The sequence below is a fragment of the Streptomyces sp. NPDC044061 genome, assembly GCF_056434305.1.
The window spans coordinates 104,285-121,720 of record NZ_JBWKFL010000001.1 but is presented as its reverse complement, the minus strand read 5'-3'; the positions used below and the strand labels follow the sequence as shown (position 1 = coordinate 121,720).

General features: G+C 72.3%; 13 protein-coding genes. 3 read left to right on the top strand and 10 right to left on the bottom strand.

Annotated elements, in window-relative coordinates; translation table 11 throughout:
* Positions 1 to 4: 4 nt before the first annotated feature.
* The 7 genes from narI to AC07CM_RS00505 all read right to left on the bottom strand — a co-directional run bounded on the left by narI (position 5) and on the right by AC07CM_RS00505 (position 9,253).
* A complete protein-coding gene (gene narI, locus AC07CM_RS00535; RefSeq protein WP_478874093.1) occupies positions 5 to 727 on the bottom strand; it encodes a respiratory nitrate reductase subunit gamma in 723 nt (240 codons plus the stop codon).
* Positions 724 to 1,218 carry a nitrate reductase molybdenum cofactor assembly chaperone gene (gene narJ / locus AC07CM_RS00530; RefSeq protein ID WP_478874092.1) on the bottom strand — a complete coding sequence of 165 codons (495 nt, stop codon included), beginning with the start codon at positions 1,216 to 1,218 and terminating at the stop codon, positions 724 to 726. Before narJ ends, narI begins: the two co-directional genes overlap by 4 nt.
* Positions 1,218 to 2,822, bottom strand: a complete 1,605-nt coding sequence (narH, locus tag AC07CM_RS00525) for a nitrate reductase subunit beta (RefSeq protein WP_478874091.1) — start codon at positions 2,820 to 2,822, stop codon at positions 1,218 to 1,220. Before narH ends, narJ begins: the two co-directional genes overlap by 1 nt.
* Positions 2,822 to 6,517: a nitrate reductase subunit alpha gene (locus tag AC07CM_RS00520; protein WP_478874090.1), complete on the bottom strand. Its 3,696-nt coding sequence runs from the start codon at positions 6,515 to 6,517 to the stop codon at positions 2,822 to 2,824. The genes narH and AC07CM_RS00520 overlap by 1 nt, the downstream gene beginning before the upstream one ends.
* An 80-nt stretch (positions 6,518 to 6,597) precedes the next feature.
* Positions 6,598 to 7,425, bottom strand: coding sequence for an SAM-dependent methyltransferase (locus AC07CM_RS00515; RefSeq protein WP_478874089.1), 828 nt, complete (start codon positions 7,423 to 7,425; stop codon positions 6,598 to 6,600).
* Between the two features lie 33 nt (positions 7,426 to 7,458).
* Positions 7,459 to 8,322 carry a helix-turn-helix domain-containing protein gene (locus AC07CM_RS00510; protein WP_478874088.1) on the bottom strand — a complete coding sequence of 288 codons (864 nt, stop codon included), beginning with the start codon at positions 8,320 to 8,322 and terminating at the stop codon, positions 7,459 to 7,461.
* 100 nt (positions 8,323 to 8,422) lie between these two features.
* Positions 8,423 to 9,253 (bottom strand): helix-turn-helix domain-containing protein, encoded by an 831-nt coding sequence (locus tag AC07CM_RS00505; RefSeq protein ID WP_478874087.1) that lies wholly within the window; start codon positions 9,251 to 9,253, stop codon positions 8,423 to 8,425.
* A 68-nt stretch (positions 9,254 to 9,321) separates the two neighbouring features.
* On the opposite strand from AC07CM_RS00505, the gene AC07CM_RS00500 reads away from it, so the two are divergent.
* The 3 genes from AC07CM_RS00500 to AC07CM_RS00490 are packed head-to-tail and all read left to right on the top strand — an operon-like array spanning position 9,322 to position 11,514.
* On the top strand, positions 9,322 to 10,404 hold the full coding sequence (locus tag AC07CM_RS00500; protein ID WP_478874086.1) for an ADP-ribosylglycohydrolase family protein: 1,083 nt from the start codon (positions 9,322 to 9,324) through the stop codon (positions 10,402 to 10,404).
* A 49-nt stretch (positions 10,405 to 10,453) separates the two neighbouring features.
* A complete protein-coding gene (locus AC07CM_RS00495; protein WP_478874085.1) occupies positions 10,454 to 10,759 on the top strand; it encodes a 4a-hydroxytetrahydrobiopterin dehydratase in 306 nt (101 codons plus the stop codon).
* Positions 10,760 to 10,764: 5 nt separating this feature from the next.
* Positions 10,765 to 11,514 (top strand): class I SAM-dependent methyltransferase, encoded by a 750-nt coding sequence (locus AC07CM_RS00490; RefSeq protein WP_478874084.1) that lies wholly within the window; start codon positions 10,765 to 10,767, stop codon positions 11,512 to 11,514.
* A 39-nt stretch (positions 11,515 to 11,553) separates the two neighbouring features.
* On the opposite strand, the gene AC07CM_RS00485 is transcribed toward AC07CM_RS00490, so the two are convergent.
* The 3 genes from AC07CM_RS00485 to AC07CM_RS00475 form a co-directional block, all read right to left on the bottom strand.
* A complete protein-coding gene (locus AC07CM_RS00485) occupies positions 11,554 to 12,516 on the bottom strand; it encodes an alpha/beta fold hydrolase (protein WP_478874083.1) in 963 nt (320 codons plus the stop codon).
* A 56-nt stretch (positions 12,517 to 12,572) separates the two neighbouring features.
* Complete coding sequence (locus AC07CM_RS00480; RefSeq protein WP_478874082.1) at positions 12,573 to 16,832, bottom strand: molybdopterin-dependent oxidoreductase; 4,260 nt, start codon at positions 16,830 to 16,832, stop codon at positions 12,573 to 12,575.
* A 198-nt stretch (positions 16,833 to 17,030) separates the two neighbouring features.
* On the bottom strand, positions 17,031 to 17,375 hold the full coding sequence (locus AC07CM_RS00475) for a hypothetical protein (RefSeq protein ID WP_478874081.1): 345 nt from the start codon (positions 17,373 to 17,375) through the stop codon (positions 17,031 to 17,033).
* Positions 17,376 to 17,436 lie beyond the last annotated feature (61 nt).

Below are 17,436 nucleotides of genomic sequence, written 5' to 3'. Positions count from 1 at the left end.
GCGCTCAGCGGCGGGGCGTCTCCCAGCCGCGTCGCTCCGGCCGCGGACCCAGCTGCCCCGGATCCCGTGTCCGGTACACGACGTACGGCCGGAACAGATACTGCACCGGAGCGCTGAACATGTGCACCAGCCGGCTGTACGGCACGAGCGCGATCAGCAGCATGCCGATCACCGCGTGCGCCTGGTACAGCACCGGCACGCCCGCCATCAGGTCCGTCCTCGGCCGGAGCGTGAACAGGCTGCGCGCCCACGGCGCGATCGTCCGCCGGTAGTCGTACCCGTCGCCGGAGACGTGAGCGAGCTTGGCGACCATGCCCAGCACGATCGCCCCGAGCAGGACGACGTACATGACCTTGTCGTTGACCGTGGTGGCCCGGAACACCGGGGAGCGGGTCCGGCGGCGGTAGACGAGCAGCAGGATCCCGGCGACCGTCAGCAGTCCGGCCGCCGTCCCGCCGTACAGCGAGAACAGGTGGTACGTGTGCTCGCTCACGCCCATCGCGTCCGTCCAGGACGCCGGCACGAACAGGCCCACCAGATGCCCGGCGAGCACGAACAGGATGCCGTAGTGGAACGCGGGAGAGGCGATGTTCAGCAGCTTCGACTCGTACACCTGCGAGGAGCGCGTCGTCCAGCCGTACTTGTCGTAGCGGTGCCGCCAGACGAGGCCGGCGACCAGCAGGGCGAAGGCGATGTAGGGCAGGGCGCCCCACAGGAGCGTGCTCATGGGCGCACCCCGCCGGCCGCCGTCGGCAGCGTGGCGCACACCGCGTCCAGAACCCCCGCGTAGGGAGTGCCGTACTCGGTCAGCCGGGAGCGCAGCTGCTCCAGGGCCTCGCGGTGCTCGATGAGCAGATCGGTGTTGCCGGTGCGGGCGGTGAACTCCAGGACCGCCGGCAGGAAGTCGGGCAGCTCCTCACCGCTGAACTCGAGCCCGTGCTCCCGGTAGACGTCCTTGAAACGGACCAGGGACATGCCCCGTCGCCTGGTGTCGCCGTCGCGCCACCAGCTCAGGTACAGGCTGTGCCGGCTCTCGAAGTCGAAGACCTGCGCATAGTGCGCGGCCAGCTCCTGCCGCGGGGTGACGGCCGCGCGGCCGGTGAACGACCGCAGCTGCGGGGCGGCTTCGCGCAGCAGCGGCAACCGGGCGAAGAAGTCGTCGTCCGGATAGGTCAGGCAGAGTGCCGCCGCCTGGTAGAGCACCGCGTCCGAGGGCATCAGGTCTCCTTCGCGTCGGCCGGGTCGTCCGAGGTCTGCCGCTTGTGCAGCCGGTGGCGGTTCTCCACGGACACCAGCGGCAGCAACCTGCGCCCGGAGTCCTGTCCGAACGGGCCGTCACCGCCCATGCCGGGCCCGCCCGGGTACTCGAGACTGCACCCCTGGGGCAGCGCCGACTCCTCCAGCCGGCGTGCGTCGCCGACGGCGGCGGTCGGGATGACGTACCGGTCCTCGTACTTGGCGATCGCGAGCAGCCTGTACATCTCCTCGATCTCGGACGCCCGCATGCCGACCGCGGCGGCGACCGCGCCGTCCGGCTCCTCACCGAGGTTGATCGAGCGCATGTGGGAGCGCATCGCGGCGAGCTTCTCCAGCGAGGCCCGCACCGGCCCGGTGTCGCCCGCGGTGAACAGCTCCGCCAGGTACTCCAGCGGGATACGCAGGGTGTCGATCGCGCCGAACAGGTTCTGCGCGTCCTCCCCGTCGTGCCCGGTCTCGGTGAGCGCGTCCACCACCGGGGACAGCGGCGGGATGTACCAGACCATCGGCATCGTCCGGTACTCGGGATGCAGCGGCAGCGCCACCCGGTACCTGCTGATCAGCGCGTGCACGGGGGAGCGGCCCGCGGCCTCGATCCAGTCGTGCGCGATGCCCGCCGCCTCGCAGGCGCGCCGCACCTCGGGGTCCTCGGGGTCGAGGAAGACGCCCAACTGGGCTTCGTACAGATCCTGTTCCTCGCGCACCGAAGCGGCCCGGGTCACCCGGTCGGCGTCGTAGAGGATCACCCCCAGGTAGCGCAGCCGGCCCACGCAGGTCTCCGAGCAGACCGTCGGCAGGCCCACCTCGATGCGCGGATAGCACAGGGTGCACTTCTCGGCCTTGCCGGTGGAGTGGTTGAAGTACACCTTCTTGTACGGGCATCCGGTCACGCACATCCGCCAGCCCCGGCAGCGGTCCTGGTCCACCAGCACGATGCCGTCCTCGGCCCGCTTGTACATCGCCCCCGACGGGCAGGAGGCCACGCACGACGGGTTCAGGCAGTGCTCGCAGATGCGTGGCAGATAGAACATGAAGGTCTGCTCGTAGGCGAACCGAACCTTCTCCGCGGCCCGTTGTCTGGTGCGCTGGACCATGGGGTCGAGGTCGGCGTGGTCGGGGGCGCCGCCGAGGTTGTCGTCCCAGTTCGAGGACCACTCGATCCTCATCGGCCTGCCGTCGAGGGACGACACCGGCCGCGCGACCGGGTAGTCGTCGCCGAGGGGCGCGTCGGTGAGGTTCCGGTAGTCGTAGGTCCAGGGCTCGTAGTAGTCCTTGATCTCCGGGAGCCGGGGGTTGGAGAAGATCCCGGCGAGCTTGCGCACCCGGCCGCCCGCCTTCGGCCTCAGGGACCCGCGCCGGTTCAGCTCCCAGCCGCCGCGCCACTTCTCCTGGTCCTCGTAGCGGCGCGGATAGCCCTGCCCCGGCCGGGTCTCGACGTTGTTGAACCAGACGTACTCCATGCCGCGCCGGTTGGTCCACGTCTGCTTGCAGGTGACGGAACAGGTGTGGCAGCCGATGCACTTGTCGAGGTTCATCACCATCGCGATCTGGGCCATCGGACGCATCAGAACTCCACCTCCTGGCCGCGACGGCGGATCACCGTCACCTCGTCGCGCTGGTTGCCGGTCGGCCCCAGGTAGTTGAACGCCCAGGAGAGCTGGGCGTAGCCGCCGACCAGATGGGACGGCTTGAGGAGCAGCCGGGTCAGCGAGTTGTGGATGCCGCCGCGCTTCCCGGTGGTCTCCGTCCGGGGCACGTTCACCGTTCGCTCCTGCGCGTGGTGCATGTACACGGTGCCGGCCGGCATGCGGTGGGAGACGATCGCGCGGGCCACGACCACGCCGTTGCGGTTGACCGCCTCGATCCAGTCGTCGTCCCGCACCCCGATGGCGTCGGCGTCCTGCGGGGACATCCAGATGCTCTGCCCACCCCGGGACAGGGCCAGCATGAACAGGTTGTCCTGGTACTCGGAGTGGATCGACCACTTGTTGTGCGGGGTGAGGTAACGCACCGTCACCTCCCGCTGCCCGTGCGGGCCGAGCCGCGGCTCGCCGAACAGTCTGTGCATGTCCAGCGGCGGCCGGTACACCGGCAGCGCCTCGCCGAGTTCGTGTATCCAGTCGTGGTCGAGGAAGAAGTGCTGGCGCCCGGTGAGCGTGTGCCACGGCTTGCTGTGCTCGGTGTTCAGCGTGAACGCGGTGTACCGGCGCCCGCCCGCCTCGCTGCCCGACCACTCCGGGGACGTGATCACCGGCACCGGCGCCGCCTGTGTGTCGGCGTACGTGACCCGCCTGCCCTCGTGTTCGGCGGCCAACTGCGCCATCTCCTGCCCGGTGCGCTCCTCGAGGGTGCGGAACCCCTGGGTGGCCAGCCGTCCGTTGGTGGTGCCGGACAGGGCCAGGATCGCGTTGGCCGCCTTCACAGCCGTGTCCAGGGACGGGCGGCCGTCGGCCGGACCACCGCGCACCGCCCCGTTCAGCTGCCGCAGCCGTGTCACCTCTACGTCCGGTGTGAGCACGATCCCCTTGGCCGGCAGCCCGAGTTCCTCCACCAGCGGGCCGAGCGCGGCGAACCGGGCGCCGACCGCCGTGTAGTCGCGCTCCACGACCTTCAGGTTCGGCAGCGTGCTGCCGGGCACCGGGTCGCAGTCGCCGCGCCGCCAGTCCAGGACCACCCCGCCGGGCTGGGCGGTCTCGCCCGGGGTGTCGTGCTGGAGCGGGGTGGCCACCAGGTCCCGGCACACGCCCAGATGGTCCACGGCCAGCTCGCTCAGCTTCTCGGCGAGCGCCTTGAACGTGTCGAAGTCGGTGCGGGCCTGCCAGGGCGGGTCCACGGCCGGGGCGAAGGCGTGCACATAGGGGTGCATGTCCGTGGAGGACAGGTCGTGCTTCTCGTACCAGGTGGCCGCGGGCAGCACCACGTCCGACAGCAGCGTGGAGGAGGTCTGCCGGAAGTCCAGCGACAGCAGCAGGTCGAGCTTGCCCTCCGGGGCCGGGTCCCGCCAGGTCACGTCACGGGGCCGTTCGCCGGGAGCGGCCTCCTCGGCGCGCAGCGAGGAGTGGGTGCCGAGCAGGTGCTTCGTGAAGTACTCGGCGCCCTTCGCCGAGGAGCCGAGCAGGTTGGCCCGCCACAGCGTGAGCACCCGCGGCCAGTTCTCCGGCGCGTCCGGGTCCTCGCAGGCGAACTTGAGTGTTCCCGCCCGCAGTTCGGCCACCGCCCTCGCCACCGGGTCGCCGAACGCCTCGCCGAGCCGCAGCGGGTTGCGGTCGAAGGTCGGGTACGACGGCATCCAGCCCGAGCGGGCCGACAGGGCGAGACAGTCCGCTGCCGTCATCCCCGCGAACCTGCCCTCGCCGAGCGGCGAGGCCAGCACGTCGGCGCCGAAACGGTCGTACCGCCACTGGTCGGTGCCGAGGAACCAGTACGCCGTGCCGATCATCTGCCGGGGCGGCCGGGACCAGTCCGAGGCGGCGGCCAGCGTCGCCCAGCCGGTCACCGGACGGCACTTCTCCTGGCCGACGTAGTGCGCCCAGCCGCCGCCGTTGCGGCCCTGGCAGCCGGTGAGCTGCAGCAGCGCCAGGAAGGACCGGTAGATCGTCTCCGAGTGGAACCAGTGGTTGGTGCCCGCGCCCATCAGGATCATGCAGCGGCCGCCGGACCGCTCGGCGGTCCGCGCGAACTCCCGGGCGATCTTGACGCACTTGGCGGCCGGGACGGACGTGTGCGCCTCCTGCCAGGCGGGCGTCGCCGGGGTGCGCGCGTCGTCGTAGGAGGCGGGCCAGCTGCCCGGCATACCGGGACGCAGGACACCGTAGTGCGCGAGCAGCAGATCGAAGACGGTCGTCACGAGCGGGCCGTCCGCCCCGCCCAGCCGCGTCGCCGGCACACCGCGCCGCAGTACCTCCCCGCGCCCCTGCCCGTGCTCCCCGCCCTCGGTGTCGAACCGCGGCAGCAGCACCTCGACGCCGCTCGCTGCCTCCCTGCCGTACAGGGTCAGGTCCGGCCGCACCTCGCCCAGTTCCAGGTTCCATCTGCCCTTGCCGGACTCGGTCCAGCGAAAGCCCAGGGATCCGTTCGGGACGACCGCGCGGCCGGTCGCCCCGTCCAGCACCACCGTCTTCCACTCCGCGCCCTCGCCGTCCTGCCCGATGTCGGCCGCGCGCAGGAACTTGTCCGGCACGTACGCCCCGTCCCGCTCGGCGAGCGTCACCAGGAACGGCAGGTCGGTGAACTTCCGTACGTAGTCCGCGAAGAACGGCGTCTCCCGGTCGACGAAGAACTCCTTGAGGACCACATGGCCCATGGCGAGGGCCAGCGCGCCGTCGGTGCCGGGGTGCGGGTGCAGCCACTCGTCGGCGAACTTGGCGTTGTCGGCGTAGTCCGGCGCCACCACCACGACCTTCTGGCCGCGGTAACGGGCCTCCGCCATCCAGTGCGCGTCCGGGGTGCGCGTCACCGGCACGTTGGAGCCCCACATCACCAGATAGGCGGCGTCCCACCAGTCGCCCGACTCCGGTACGTCCGTCTGGTCCCCGAAGACCTGCGGGGAGGCCACCGGAAGGTCGGCGTACCAGTCGTAGAACGACAGCATCGGCGCGCCGATCAGGGAGTGGTAGCGGGCGCCGGCCGCGTGCGACACCATCGACATCGCCGGGATCGGCGAGAAACCGGCGATGCGGTCGGGACCGTGGGTCTTGATGGTGTGCACCTGCGCGGCGGCCACGATCTCCACGGCCTCGTCCCAACTCGCCCGCACCAGACCGCCCTTGCCGCGCGCCTGCTGGTAACGGCGGCGCCGCTCGGGGTCGTTCTGCACATCGGCCCATGCGAGCACCGGATCGCCGAGCCGCTGCTTCGCCTCCCGGTACAGCTCCAGCAGCACGCCACGGACGTACGGGTGGCGCACCCGGGTGGGGGAGTAGGTGTACCAGGAGAACGCGGCGCCGCGCGGACAGCCGCGCGGCTCGTACTCGGGGCGGTCCGGGCCCACCGACGGGTAGTCCGTCTCCTGGGTCTCCCAGGTGATGATCCCGTCCTTGACGTACACCTTCCAGCGGCACGATCCGGTGCAGTTCACCCCGTGGGTGGAGCGCACCACCTTGTCGTGGCTCCACTGGTCCCGGTAGAAGGCGTCCCCCTCCCGGCCACCGGTCAGTGTCACGCTGTGCAGGTCGGCTGCGGGCGTGCCCGGCCGGAAGAACCGCCCGGCGCTCAGCAGCGCCGCGCCGGGCTCCCTGGGTATGGTCCGCGTGTCCGCCACGTGCGCTCCCTTGGCTCACCCCGTGGTTCCGAACCTAGGGGCGGGCCGGGCGGCGCACCTTTTCAGGCCACCCGTACGGGTCAGGGCTTGCGCGCGACCCCCGCGTACACCGGCACGACGCCCTCCGTCTGGGCCGCCACGTCCTCCGGCTCCGGCCGCCAACCGTGCACCGGGATCACCCCGGGACCGAGGAGTTCCAGGCCGTCGAAGAAACGCCGGAACTCGGGCAGCGTGCGCGGGTGGAAGGGCGTGCCGCTGCGCCGGAACAGCTCGGCGGCCCGGGCCACGCCGTCGGGGGCGAGGTCCTGGGTGACCTGGGAGAGGATCAGGTAGCTGCCCGGGGCGAGCCGTGCGACGTAGCGCTCCACCAGGCCGTACACGTCGTCGGAGCCGGCCACGTCGGCCTTGTCGTTCAGGTAGTGGGTCAACGCCACCAGGGACAGCGCGACCGGCCGGTCGAGGTCCAGGGTCTCCCCGGCCTGCCGCAGGATCGTGTCCGGGTCGCGGACGTCGGCGTGGATGTACTCCGTGCCGCCCTCCGCCGTGCCGTGCAGCAGCGCCTCGGCGTGCCGGAGCACGATCGGGTCGTTGTCCGCGTACACCACCCGGGACTCGGCGGCCGCGCCCTGGGCCACCTGGTGCAGGTTGGGCTCGGTGGGGATGCCGGTGCCGATGTCCAGGAACTGGCGTATCCCGGCGTCGGCCGCCGTGCGGACGGCCCGGTGCATGAACCGGCGGTTGGCGCGCGCCCCGCGCACCGCCGTGCCGTCCGCGGCCAGGATCCTGCGGGCCAGCTCCTCGTCCACCGGGTAGTTGTCCTTGCCGCCCAGCCACCAGTCGTACACCCGTGCCGGGTGCGGCCTGCTGGTGTCGATCGCGGTGGGCGGCGCGGCGTCGGATCCGGTCATGCGGTGTGTGCTCCTCGGCTGGTCACAGGGGTGTCAGAGGGTCTCGCGGTACTCGCGCAGGATCTTCCGGGTGCGCTGCGCGGAGGCGGCCCGGGCCGTCATGTGGTCCAGCACCTCCAGATGCGCGGCGACCTCCTGGCGGGAGTCCAGGTACAGCGCGCCGGTCAGGTACTCGGTGAACACCATGTCCGGCAGCTCCGGCTCGGCGAACCGGAACAGTGTGAAAGGGGCGTAGGTCCCCGGGTGCGGGCCGGCCGCGAACTCGGCGAGCTGCAGGGTGACCCGGTCGCGTTCGGCGTACTCCAGCAGCCGGTCCAGCTGGTCGCGCATCACCTCGGGCCGGACGCTCACCGGGCGCCTGAGCACCGTCTCGTCCATGATCACCCACAGGTGGGGCGGATCGTCGCGCTCCAGCAGCCGTTGCCGCTCCATGCGCAGCGACACATGACGTTCGACCGTCTCCGGGCCGGTCTGCCCTATCGTCCCGGCCTCCATCACCTCGCGCGCGTACGCCTCGGTCTGCAGCAGGCCGGGCACGAAGTGCGGCTCGTAGGAGCGGATGATCCGGGCGGCGCCCTCCAGGCTGACGTACAGGCTGAACCAGTCCGGCAGCACGTCGTGGAACCGCTGCCACCAGCCCGGCTCGTTCGCCTCCTCGGCCAGCCGCACGAACGCGGCCGCCTCCTCCTCGGGCACCCCGTAGGTGGACAGCAGCACCTGCACGTACGGGATCTTCAGCGCGACCTCGGCCATCTCCATCCGCCGTACGGTCGCCGACGCCACCCGGAGCACCCGGGCGGCCTCGTCGCGGCCGAGACCGGCCGCCTCCCGCAGCTCCTGCAGCCGTTTGCCGAGCACCACCTGGCCCACGGTGGGCGCGGCCCGCCGCTCACTCACGCCACGCCCTCCCCTACGCGCCGAAGCATGCGGGCAGTCTGTCATGCGACCCGGCTGTCGCACACGTGGTCGAGAAGAACCGTGGAATCGTGTACCAGCGTCAACCGGCCAGTGTGTGCAGGTACTTGGTGGTCGCCGGATCGGCGGGCAGGAACGCCTCGATGGCGAGTTCGGCGACCGTCACGTCCATGGGGGTGTTGAAGGTGGAGATGGACGACACGAACGACAGGATCCGGCCGTCGTGCTCGATCCGCAGCGGCAGCGCGAAGTACGGCACCGGCTCGGCCGGTTCGTCACCGGGCGCGTCCTCGGGCAGCGGGTAGGCGGCCACCTCCTCGTACAGGGACCGCAGTTGGTCCGAGCGGTGCAGGGCGATCTCCCGTTCCATCTGCGCCAGCAGATGCCCGCGCCACTCCCGCAGATTGCGGATGCGCGGCGCGAGCCCCTCCGGATGCAGGGTCAGCCGCATCGCGTTCGGCGCCGGCGTCATCAGCTTCTCGGGGACGCCCTCCAGCAGCATGGCGATGCCCCGGTTGGCGGCGACCACCGTGTAGCCGGCGTCGACCACCAGCGCCGGATACGGCTCGTAGCCCTGGATGAGCCGCTCCATGCCGTCGCGCAGCGCGTCCAGTGCCGGGTCGTCCAGCGGGGTCTCCGGGTAGTGCGGGGCGTAACCGGCCGCCAGCAGCAGCGCGTTGCGCTCGCGCACGGGCACGTCCAGGTGCTCCGCCAGCCGCAGCACCATCTCCTCGCTGGGCCGGGACCGGCCGGTCTCGACGAAGCTGATGTGCCGAGCGGAGGAGTCGGCGCGCAGCGCCAGCTCCAGCTGCGAGATCCTGCGCCGCTCCCGCCAGGCGCGCAGCAGCGGACCCACCCCCTTGTCCGCGGGGGTGGCTGCGGATGCGGAGGAGCCGGTCGCGACAATGGTCATACGGACGACCGTAGTCGAGGAGCCCGCGCGACGACCGCAGGCGGGCACCGGAGTCGAGGAGCGCGCGCATGAACCAGCCGTGGAAGCCGTCCTGGGAGGCCGAAGCGGTGTACCGCGCCCGGGTCCGCGGCTGCCTGCTCGGCGGGGCCCTCGGCGACGCCCTGGGCTACCCGGTCGAGTTCGCCTCCCTCGACCGGATCCGCTCCCTGCACGGCGAGCGCGGGGTGACCGGTCTCGTACCCGGCGCGCACGGCGCGGTCGGCCTGATCAGCGACGACACGCAGATGACCCTGTTCACCACCGAGGCCCTCGTCCAGGCCCGTGCCCGGGAGCGGGAGAAGGGGATCGGCGGCGGCTGGTCCCTGCTGCTGCGCCGGGCCTACGAGCGGTGGCTGGAGACGCAGTCGAAGCCCGGACCCGCCGCACCGTCGCCCGGCGGCGCCCCGGCGGGCGGTCTGGTCACCGAGTCCTGGCTGTACGCCCGCCGCGCCCCCGGCAACGCCTGCCTGTCCGGGGTCACCCAGATGTACGCACCCGACCCCCTGCTCCCGCTCGACGGCAGTCCGGGCCAGGTCAACCCGGACTCCAAGGGCTGCGGCACGGTGATGCGCTCGGCCCCCTTCGGCCTGGTGGGCACCGCCGAAGCGGCCTTCGCCATGGCCGCACGCGGCGCGCAGATCACCCACGGCCACCCCACCGGCTACTACGCGGCCGGCGCGCTGGCCGCGATCGTCGCCCATCTGGTCGCCGGGGAGTCGCTGGAGGGCGCGGTGCTGCGCACCCTGCGGCTGCTGGCACGCCACCCCGGCCACGAGGAGACGACGGCCGCCCTGCGCGAGGCCCTCGACCTGGCGGCGGAGGGGGCGCCGACGGCGCAGCGGGTCGAGACCCTGGGCGAGGGCTGGGTCGCCGAGCAGGCCCTCGCCATCGGCGTCTACTGCGCGCTGGCCGAGCCCCGCGTCGCGGACGCGCTGCTGCTGTCCGTCAACCACTCGGGTGACAGTGACTCCACCGGTTCGATCTGCGGGAACCTGCTCGGCGCCCGGTACGGCGACGTCGGCCTCCCGCACGCCTGGGTCGAGCGGGTGGAGGGCCGCGCCCGGATCGCGGCGCTCGCGGACGACCTCGCGGCGGAGTGCGTACGCGGCTGAACGTGGCAGGCTGAACGGGTATCAGCCCGCCACGAAGGGAGCCCCGTCCATGGCCGTCGAACCGCTGTCCCAGAAGGAGATCGAGGAACGGCTCGCGGAGCTGCCCGGCTGGTCGCTCGAGGGCGACCGGCTCACCCGCTCCTACCGGCTCGGCTCGCACTTCGCGGCGACGGCACTGGTCGTGCACATCGCCGGCATCCAGGACGAGCTGAACCACCACTCCGACCTCACCCTCGGCTACAACACCGTGTCCCTCGGCGTGAACACCCACAGCGCGGGCGGCGCCGTCACCGACAAGGACTTCGAACTCGCCCGCAGGGTGGAGGACATCGCCCCAGGTCACGGATCACACTGAGGGGCGTGCTGGACTACGACGAGGAAGCCGACGCCTATGACGCGTCCCGCGGCGGCGAGCCGCGCGCCGAGGCGGCCGCGAACGCCGTCCTCGGCCTGATCCCCGGCCGCTCCGGCCGCCTCCTCGACGTCGCCTGCGGCACCGGGATCGTCACCCGGCGCCTGGCCGCCGCCCGGCCCGGGCTGCGGGTGACCGGCGCCGACCTCGCCCCCGGCATGACCCGCAGGGCGGCGGCCCGCCTGCCCGGTGCTGTCCTGCTGGCCGACAGCCGCCGCCTGCCCTTCGCCGACGCCACCTTCCAGGCGGTCACCAGCGTCTGGCTGCTGCACCTGCTGTCCGAGCCCGTCGACGTCCGCGCCGTCGTCGCCGAGTGCGCCCGCGTGCTGCGGCCCGGCGGGGTCTACGTCACCACCGTCGACAAGGCCGCCGCGCACGACGTCGGCAGCGACATCGACGCAGTCCTCGCCCCGCGCCCCCGCCGCACCGCGATGGACGCCGCCGGCACCGTCACCGTCCACGCCACCGAGGAGGGACTGATCCCGGCCGGGCAGGCCTCCTTCCCGGGCCTCGGGCAGGGCCGCAGCCCGCGCGTCACCATCGCCGACCTGCGCCGCGGCTGGTTCACCATGCTTCCGCCCGGCGACCCGCGCACCGAGGACCTCGCCGCGGGCCTGGCCCGGCTCCCGGACCAGGACCGCCGCCGCCCCGACCCCGTCTTCCGCGTGCGCGCCTTCAGCAAGCCGCCGGCCGCCTGAAGTCCTGCGGCCGGCCGAGTCCACCCCGGGCGGCCGGAGTCAGGAACAGGCCCTGAGGAACTCGACGAGCGCCGTGTTCACCTCGTTCGGGCGTTCCTGCTGAGTCCAGTGTCCGCAGCCGGCCAGTTCGAGGGGCTTGCGCCAGAGGCTGGGCATCAGGGCGGGGAGGCGCTCGATGAGTTCGGGAGTACCGGGGAAGGCGGGGACGATGTCGCGGTCGCCGTAGACGTACAGGGCGGGCCGGCTGACGACGGCGCCGTGCCACGGGGCGGTCAGTTCCCAGTTCCGGTCGAGGTTGCGGTACCAGTTGAGAGCCCCGGTGAAGCCCGCGGAGAAGCTCTCGGTGAGCGCGTCGAGATCGTCCTCGGTGAACCACGGCGGCAGCACCTCGGGGTCCGGCATGTCCGCGAGCCAGCCGCGCTCCGGATCGACCAGTGGCTGCCCGCCCCCACCGGCGCCGGGCGCGTCACCGGAGGCCCAGTAGAAGAACTTCCGCAGAGCGGTGCGCGGGTCCCGCGCGAACTCGGCGTCGGCGACACCGGGCAGGTTGAAGTAGTTCCAGTAGAAGCGGCCGCCGAACCTCTTCTCCATGGTGGCGAGCGGAGGCTGTGTCCCACGGAACGGGGGCGGCACGCTCAGGCCGGCCACCCCGAGCACCAGGTCCGGTCGCAGCAGCGCAGTGTGCCAGGCCACCGGCGCGCCCCAGTCGTGCCCGACGACGAACGCCCTCTCCTCGCCCAGGGCCTGGACCAGTCCCACGACGTCACCGACCAGGTGCAGGATGGTGTACGCGGCCACGTCGTCGGGGTGGTCGCTGCGGCCGTAGCCACGCTGGTCGGGGGCGACCACCCGGAAGCCCGCGTCGGCCAGCGGGCCGAACTGGTGCTGCCAGGAGTGCCACGACTCGGGGAAGCCGTGCAGGAGCACCACCAGGGGACCGGCGCCCTGTTCGGCGATGTGCAGCCGAACGCCGTTCACGTCGACCATCCGATGCTCAACCATGTGCGGGAGCGTACGCGCCGTGATCTCCGCGAGGCGGGAGGCGAGGCGGGAGGGGCTCAGTACACGTCGCGGACGTAGCGCTTGTCGGCGGACAGGCGCCTGACGTAGGCGGTGGCCTCGTCGGTGTCCATGCCGCCGTGCGTGGCGACGATGTCCCTGAGCGCCTGGTCGACGTCCTTCGCCATGCGCCCCGCGTCCCCGCAGACGTAGAAGTGGGCGCCGTCCTGGAGCCACTGCCACAGGCGGGCGCCGTTCTCGCGCATCCGGTCCTGGACGTAGACCTTGTTGCGCTGGTCGCGGGAGAAGGCGAGGTCGAGGCGGTCGAGGTGGCCGGATGCCCGGTGTGCCTCGAGGTCCTCGCGGTAGTAGAAGTCGGTCGCCCGGCGCTGTTCACCGAAGAAGAGCCAGTTGGCGCCGGTGTGGCCACGGGCCCTGCGGTCCTCGAGGAAGCCGACGAAGGGAGCCACGCCGGTTCCGGGCCCGATCATGATCATGGGGGTGGCGGGGTCGGCGGGCGGGCGGAAGTGCGGTGAGCGCTGCACGAAGACCTGGACCGGGCCGTCGTCGGCGCGGTCGGCGAGGTAGGTGGAGCACACGCCCCCGCGGTCGCGGCCGCGGTCGTTGGCGTAGCGGACGACGGAGACGGTGAGGCGGACCTCGCCGGGGTGCGCGAGCGGGCTGGAGGATATGGAGTACAGGCGGGGCTGGAGGCGCTTGAGCACGCCCGTCCAGTCCGTGGCGCAGGCGCGGACGGGGAACTCGGCCACGACGTCGGCGGCCTGGCGGCCCCAACTCCACTGCGCGAGCGCGTCCTTGTTGTCGGGCCGGAGTAGGCGCCTGAGGTCGTGACTGCCGGTGCGGTCCGCCGTGAACCTGAGCAGGTCGGTGGTGACGCGGGAGATGTCCAGGCGGGTGCGGAGGGCCTCTTCGAGGGGGAGGGGTGCTCCGGCGCCGAGGTCGACGCTCTCGTCGGGGTCCAGTCCGGTCAGGGCGAGCCATTCGGCGACCAGCCCCGCGCCGTTGACCGGCCAGACGCCGAGGGCGTCACCGGCGTCGTAGGCGAGTTCGCCGTCGCGGGTGTCGAAGGCGAACTGCCGTACCTCCTTCTCGGAACCGGGCAGACTCAGCTGCCTGTTGCCGATCAGCAGGGTGGCGAACGGTGACGCCTTGGTGTGGCGGGCCGGCGCGGGAGCGGGTGGCGTGGTGGCGACGGCCGAGGCGGTGGCGGGCTCGGGTGGCGCCGTCCCGGTCACACCGGCGGGCACGGGCTGCCGGCCGTCGGCCCCGGCCAGGGCGGTGACCACCTCACCGAGCCATCGCCCGGCGGTCGCCTCGAAGTCGGGTTCGCAGTCCGTGCGGGGGATCAGTCGGGTGGCGCCGAGTGCTTCGAGGCGTTCGTCCAGCCGGCGGCCGTGGCCGCAGAAGTCGTCGTAGCTGGAGTCACCGAGGGCGAGGACCGCGTACCGGACGCCCTCCAGCCGTGGCGCGTCCGGGGCGGACAGCGCCTGCCAGAAGCCGGCGCCGTTGTCGGGTGCGTCGCCGTCGCCGAAGGTGCTGGTCACCAGGAGCACATCGGCGTCGGTGGCGAGGTGGGCCGCGGCCGCGTCGGCCATGGGCAGCAGTTCGGGAGTCCGGCCCGCCCGGGTCAGGTGTGCGGAGGCCCGGGCGGCGAACTCCTCGGCGTTGCCGGTCTGGGAAGCCCACAGGATCACCAGCCGTCGGCTCGGTACGGCCGTGTCCGCGGCCGGCGCTCCGGTCCGGGCCGGCGCCGGGGCGGGCGCGTCGGGCGCAGCGGTTGTGCCGGTTGCGGCGCGGGAGAACATGCCGGCGAGGACGCCGTCGACCCACAGGGCGTGCTCCGGGGCGAACGGCGCGCCCGGCGGCAGGACGGGAACACGCCCGTCCGGCGGTGTCAGGGCGAGACCGGAGAGGAAACCGGACAGATACCGGCGCTCCGGCTCGGCCAGGGGCGCTGGGGCGAGGTCGGCGACGCCGAACAGCGTGGCGAGCGCGTGGACGGGGGAGTCCGCCAGGGCTGCGACCACCGGCTCGGGTGCCCGGGGCGCGGGCACGGTGGCCGGCCGGGCACCGGTGCGGGCCGCCGGAGCGGGGACGGTCGTCCTGGCGGGGGCGGCCGTCCTGGCGAGGGCGACGGCGCAGACCTTGAACTCGGGCTGGAAGGAGACCGGGTCGACGGCGTCGTTGGTGACGGCGTTGATGCTGAGGTATTCGCCGAACAGGTCGTTCCAGTGGAAGGGAGCGAAGCAGGTGCCCGGCCGGACCCGGTCGGTGACCACGGCGGGCAGTACCGCCCGGCCGCGGCGGGAGGCGACTTCCAGGTGGTCGCCCTCGACGATGCCCAGCGTCCCGGCGTCCTCGGGATGGACCTCCACGAACGGGCCTGGGTCGAGCCTGTTGAGCTTGGCGACCTTGCCGGTCTTGGTCATCGTGTGCCAGTGATGCTGGAGTCGGCCGGTGTTGAGGACGAACGGGTAGTCGTCGTCGGGGAGTTCGGCCGCCGGCAGGTGCGGGCGGGCGAAGAACCGGGCGCGTCCGGACGCGGTGGGGAAGGCCAGGCGGGGGCGGGTGCCGTCCTCGCGTTCCAGGAGGGTCTGGCTGACGCCGTCGTTGAGGTAGCGGATCGGGTTGCGGCCGGGACCGTCGACGGCCGGGGCCGGCCACTGGACGGGTGTGGTGCGCAACCGCCCGTAGGTCACGCCGCGCAGGTCCCAGCCCGTCCTGGGGTTCCACGCCTGCTTGAGTTCCTCGAACACCTCCTCCGCGCAGGCGTACGAGAAGCCCTCGGCGAAGCCCATCGCACAGGCCACCCGGGCGATCAACTGCCAGTCGGGCAGCGCCTGTCCGGGCGGATCCACGACTCCCTGCACGAGGGTCAGGTTCCGCTCGGAGTTGATCATGATGCCCTCGGACTCCGCCCACATCGTCGCGGGGAGAACGACGTCGGCGTACGCGTTGGTCTCGGTCTCCGCGAACACGTCCTGGGTGATGACGAGTTCGGCGGCCTCCAGACCGGCGATCACGGTCCTGCGGTTGGCGACCGAGGCGACCGGGTTGGTGCAGATGATCCAGCATGCCTTGACGTCGCCGGCGGCCAGCTGCTCGAACATCTCGACGGTGCCGCGTCCGACCTCGGTGCGCAGGGACCCCGCGGGGATGTTCCACAGGTTCTCGACGAAGGCGCGTTCGGCGTCGTCGAGCACGGATCGCTGTCCGGGCAGACCGGGACCCATGTACCCCATCTCGCGGCCGCCCATGGCGTTGGGCTGGCCGGTCAGCGAGAAGGGACCGGACCCGGGGCGGCACAGGGCGCCGGTGGCGAGGTGCAGGTTGACCAGGGCGTTGGTGTTCCAGGTGCCGTGGGTGGACTGGTTCAGGCCCATGGTCCAGCAGCTCATCCACTCGCCGGCCTCGCCGATCCACCGCGCGGCCCGCCGGATGTCGGCCTCGGGGATGCCGGTGATCTCCGCGACCCGCTCGGGCGGGTAGTCCGCGAGGAAGGCGGGCATCTCCGCCCAGCCCTCGGTGAACTCGGCGATGAACTCCTCGTCGGTGTGGCCGTTCACGACCAGCAGGTGCAGCAGACCGTTCAGCAGGGCGAGATCGGTGCCGGGCCTGATCTGCAGGAAGAGGTCGGCCTTGTCGGCGGTGGCGTTGCGGCGCGGGTCGACGACGATCAGCTTGGCGCCGGCCGACTTGATCCGGTCCATCATGCGCAGGAAGAGGATCGGGTGGCAGTCGGCCATGTTGGCGCCGATGACGAAGAACACGTCCGCGTGGTCGAAGTCCTGATACGAGCCCGGCGGCCCGTCCGCGCCCAGCGACAGCTTGTAACCCGAGCCGGCGGAGGCCATGCACAGCCGTGAGTTCGACTCGATCCGATTGGTGCGCACGAAGCCCTTGGCCAGCTTGTTCGCCAGGTACTGCGCCTCCAGGGACATCTGCCCCGACACGTAGAAGGACAGGGCGTCGGGCCCGTGCTCGTCCAGGATCGCCCGCAGCCGCCCGGCGACCGCCGTGACGGCCTCGTCCACGTCGGTCTCGGCCGGCTGGGCGCCGCGCTCGGCGCGCACCAGGGCCCTCGCCAGACGTCCGGGCGCCGCCATCATGTCCGCGCTCGTCGCCCCCTTGGTGCACAGGCGGCCGAAGTTGGTGGGGTGCGCCTTGTCACCGGAGGCCTTCGCCGCACGCCGCCGGCCGTCGGCGGGGTCCCGCGTGACGTCGAGCAAGATTCCGCAGCCGACCCCGCAGTACGAGCAGACCGTGCGGACGCCGCCGTCCTTCGAGCCAGCTGCCACCGAAACTCCACCCGCCGCGCGTGCACCGTCCGGGGCCGCACCGCCGTGGCGGTCAGCCCCATGACCAGCACCGTAGGAAGATCGAATTTCCGGCCCGTCACACGCCGGGCGCGCCCGGGGTTACGCCCCACGCACACACGAAGACCACGTCATGTGAGGCGGGAGCGCGACCACCGCGCTGTGCGGCGCCGCCCGGGATCAGTCGCCGGGCCGGAACCGGAGCGCCGACCAGGTGTCGTCGATGGCGATCTGCCGCACGGGCCGTACACCCCGCTCGGAGAGCGCTGCGGCCAGGGTGTCGCGGTTCAGATCCGTTCCCAGCTTCCCGCCCTTCGGGTAGGCCACCCAGGCGAGGGCGTCGCGCCGCGCGGCGGCGAGCGCCGCCCGCGCATTCGCCCCGAGCAGGTCACCGGAGGCGGTCACGAAGGCGAGCACCGCATCGGCCGAGGCCGCGTCGCCCGCGCCCTCGACCTCCAGCTGGACGTCGTCGGGCTTGCCCAGCACCACGAAGCTCTGACCGGGCTTGATCTGCAGCTTGCTCATGACGGACACGCCTCAGATGCTGCCACCCGAGAGGCGGCCGCGCACGCCCGGGCGGCGTTCC

What these genes read in the sequence shown, in the direction of transcription:
- narH (WP_478874091.1), bottom strand. Translation starts at nt 2,822, where the DNA reads ATGCGTCCGATGGCCCAGATCGCGATGGTGATGAACCTCGACAAGTGC.
- AC07CM_RS00515 (WP_478874089.1), bottom strand. Translation starts at nt 7,425, where the DNA reads ATGACCGGATCCGACGCCGCGCCGCCCACCGCGATCGACACCAGCAGG.
- AC07CM_RS00485 (WP_478874083.1), bottom strand. Translation starts at nt 12,516, where the DNA reads ATGGTTGAGCATCGGATGGTCGACGTGAACGGCGTTCGGCTGCACATC.
- narI (WP_478874093.1), bottom strand. Translation starts at nt 727, where the DNA reads ATGAGCACGCTCCTGTGGGGCGCCCTGCCCTACATCGCCTTCGCCCTG.
- AC07CM_RS00495 (WP_478874085.1), top strand. Translation starts at nt 10,454, where the DNA reads ATGGCCGTCGAACCGCTGTCCCAGAAGGAGATCGAGGAACGGCTCGCG.
- AC07CM_RS00505 (WP_478874087.1), bottom strand. Translation starts at nt 9,253, where the DNA reads ATGACCATTGTCGCGACCGGCTCCTCCGCATCCGCAGCCACCCCCGCG.
- AC07CM_RS00475 (WP_478874081.1), bottom strand. Translation starts at nt 17,375, where the DNA reads ATGAGCAAGCTGCAGATCAAGCCCGGTCAGAGCTTCGTGGTGCTGGGC.
- AC07CM_RS00500 (WP_478874086.1), top strand. Translation starts at nt 9,322, where the DNA reads ATGAACCAGCCGTGGAAGCCGTCCTGGGAGGCCGAAGCGGTGTACCGC.
- narJ (WP_478874092.1), bottom strand. Translation starts at nt 1,218, where the DNA reads ATGCCCTCGGACGCGGTGCTCTACCAGGCGGCGGCACTCTGCCTGACC.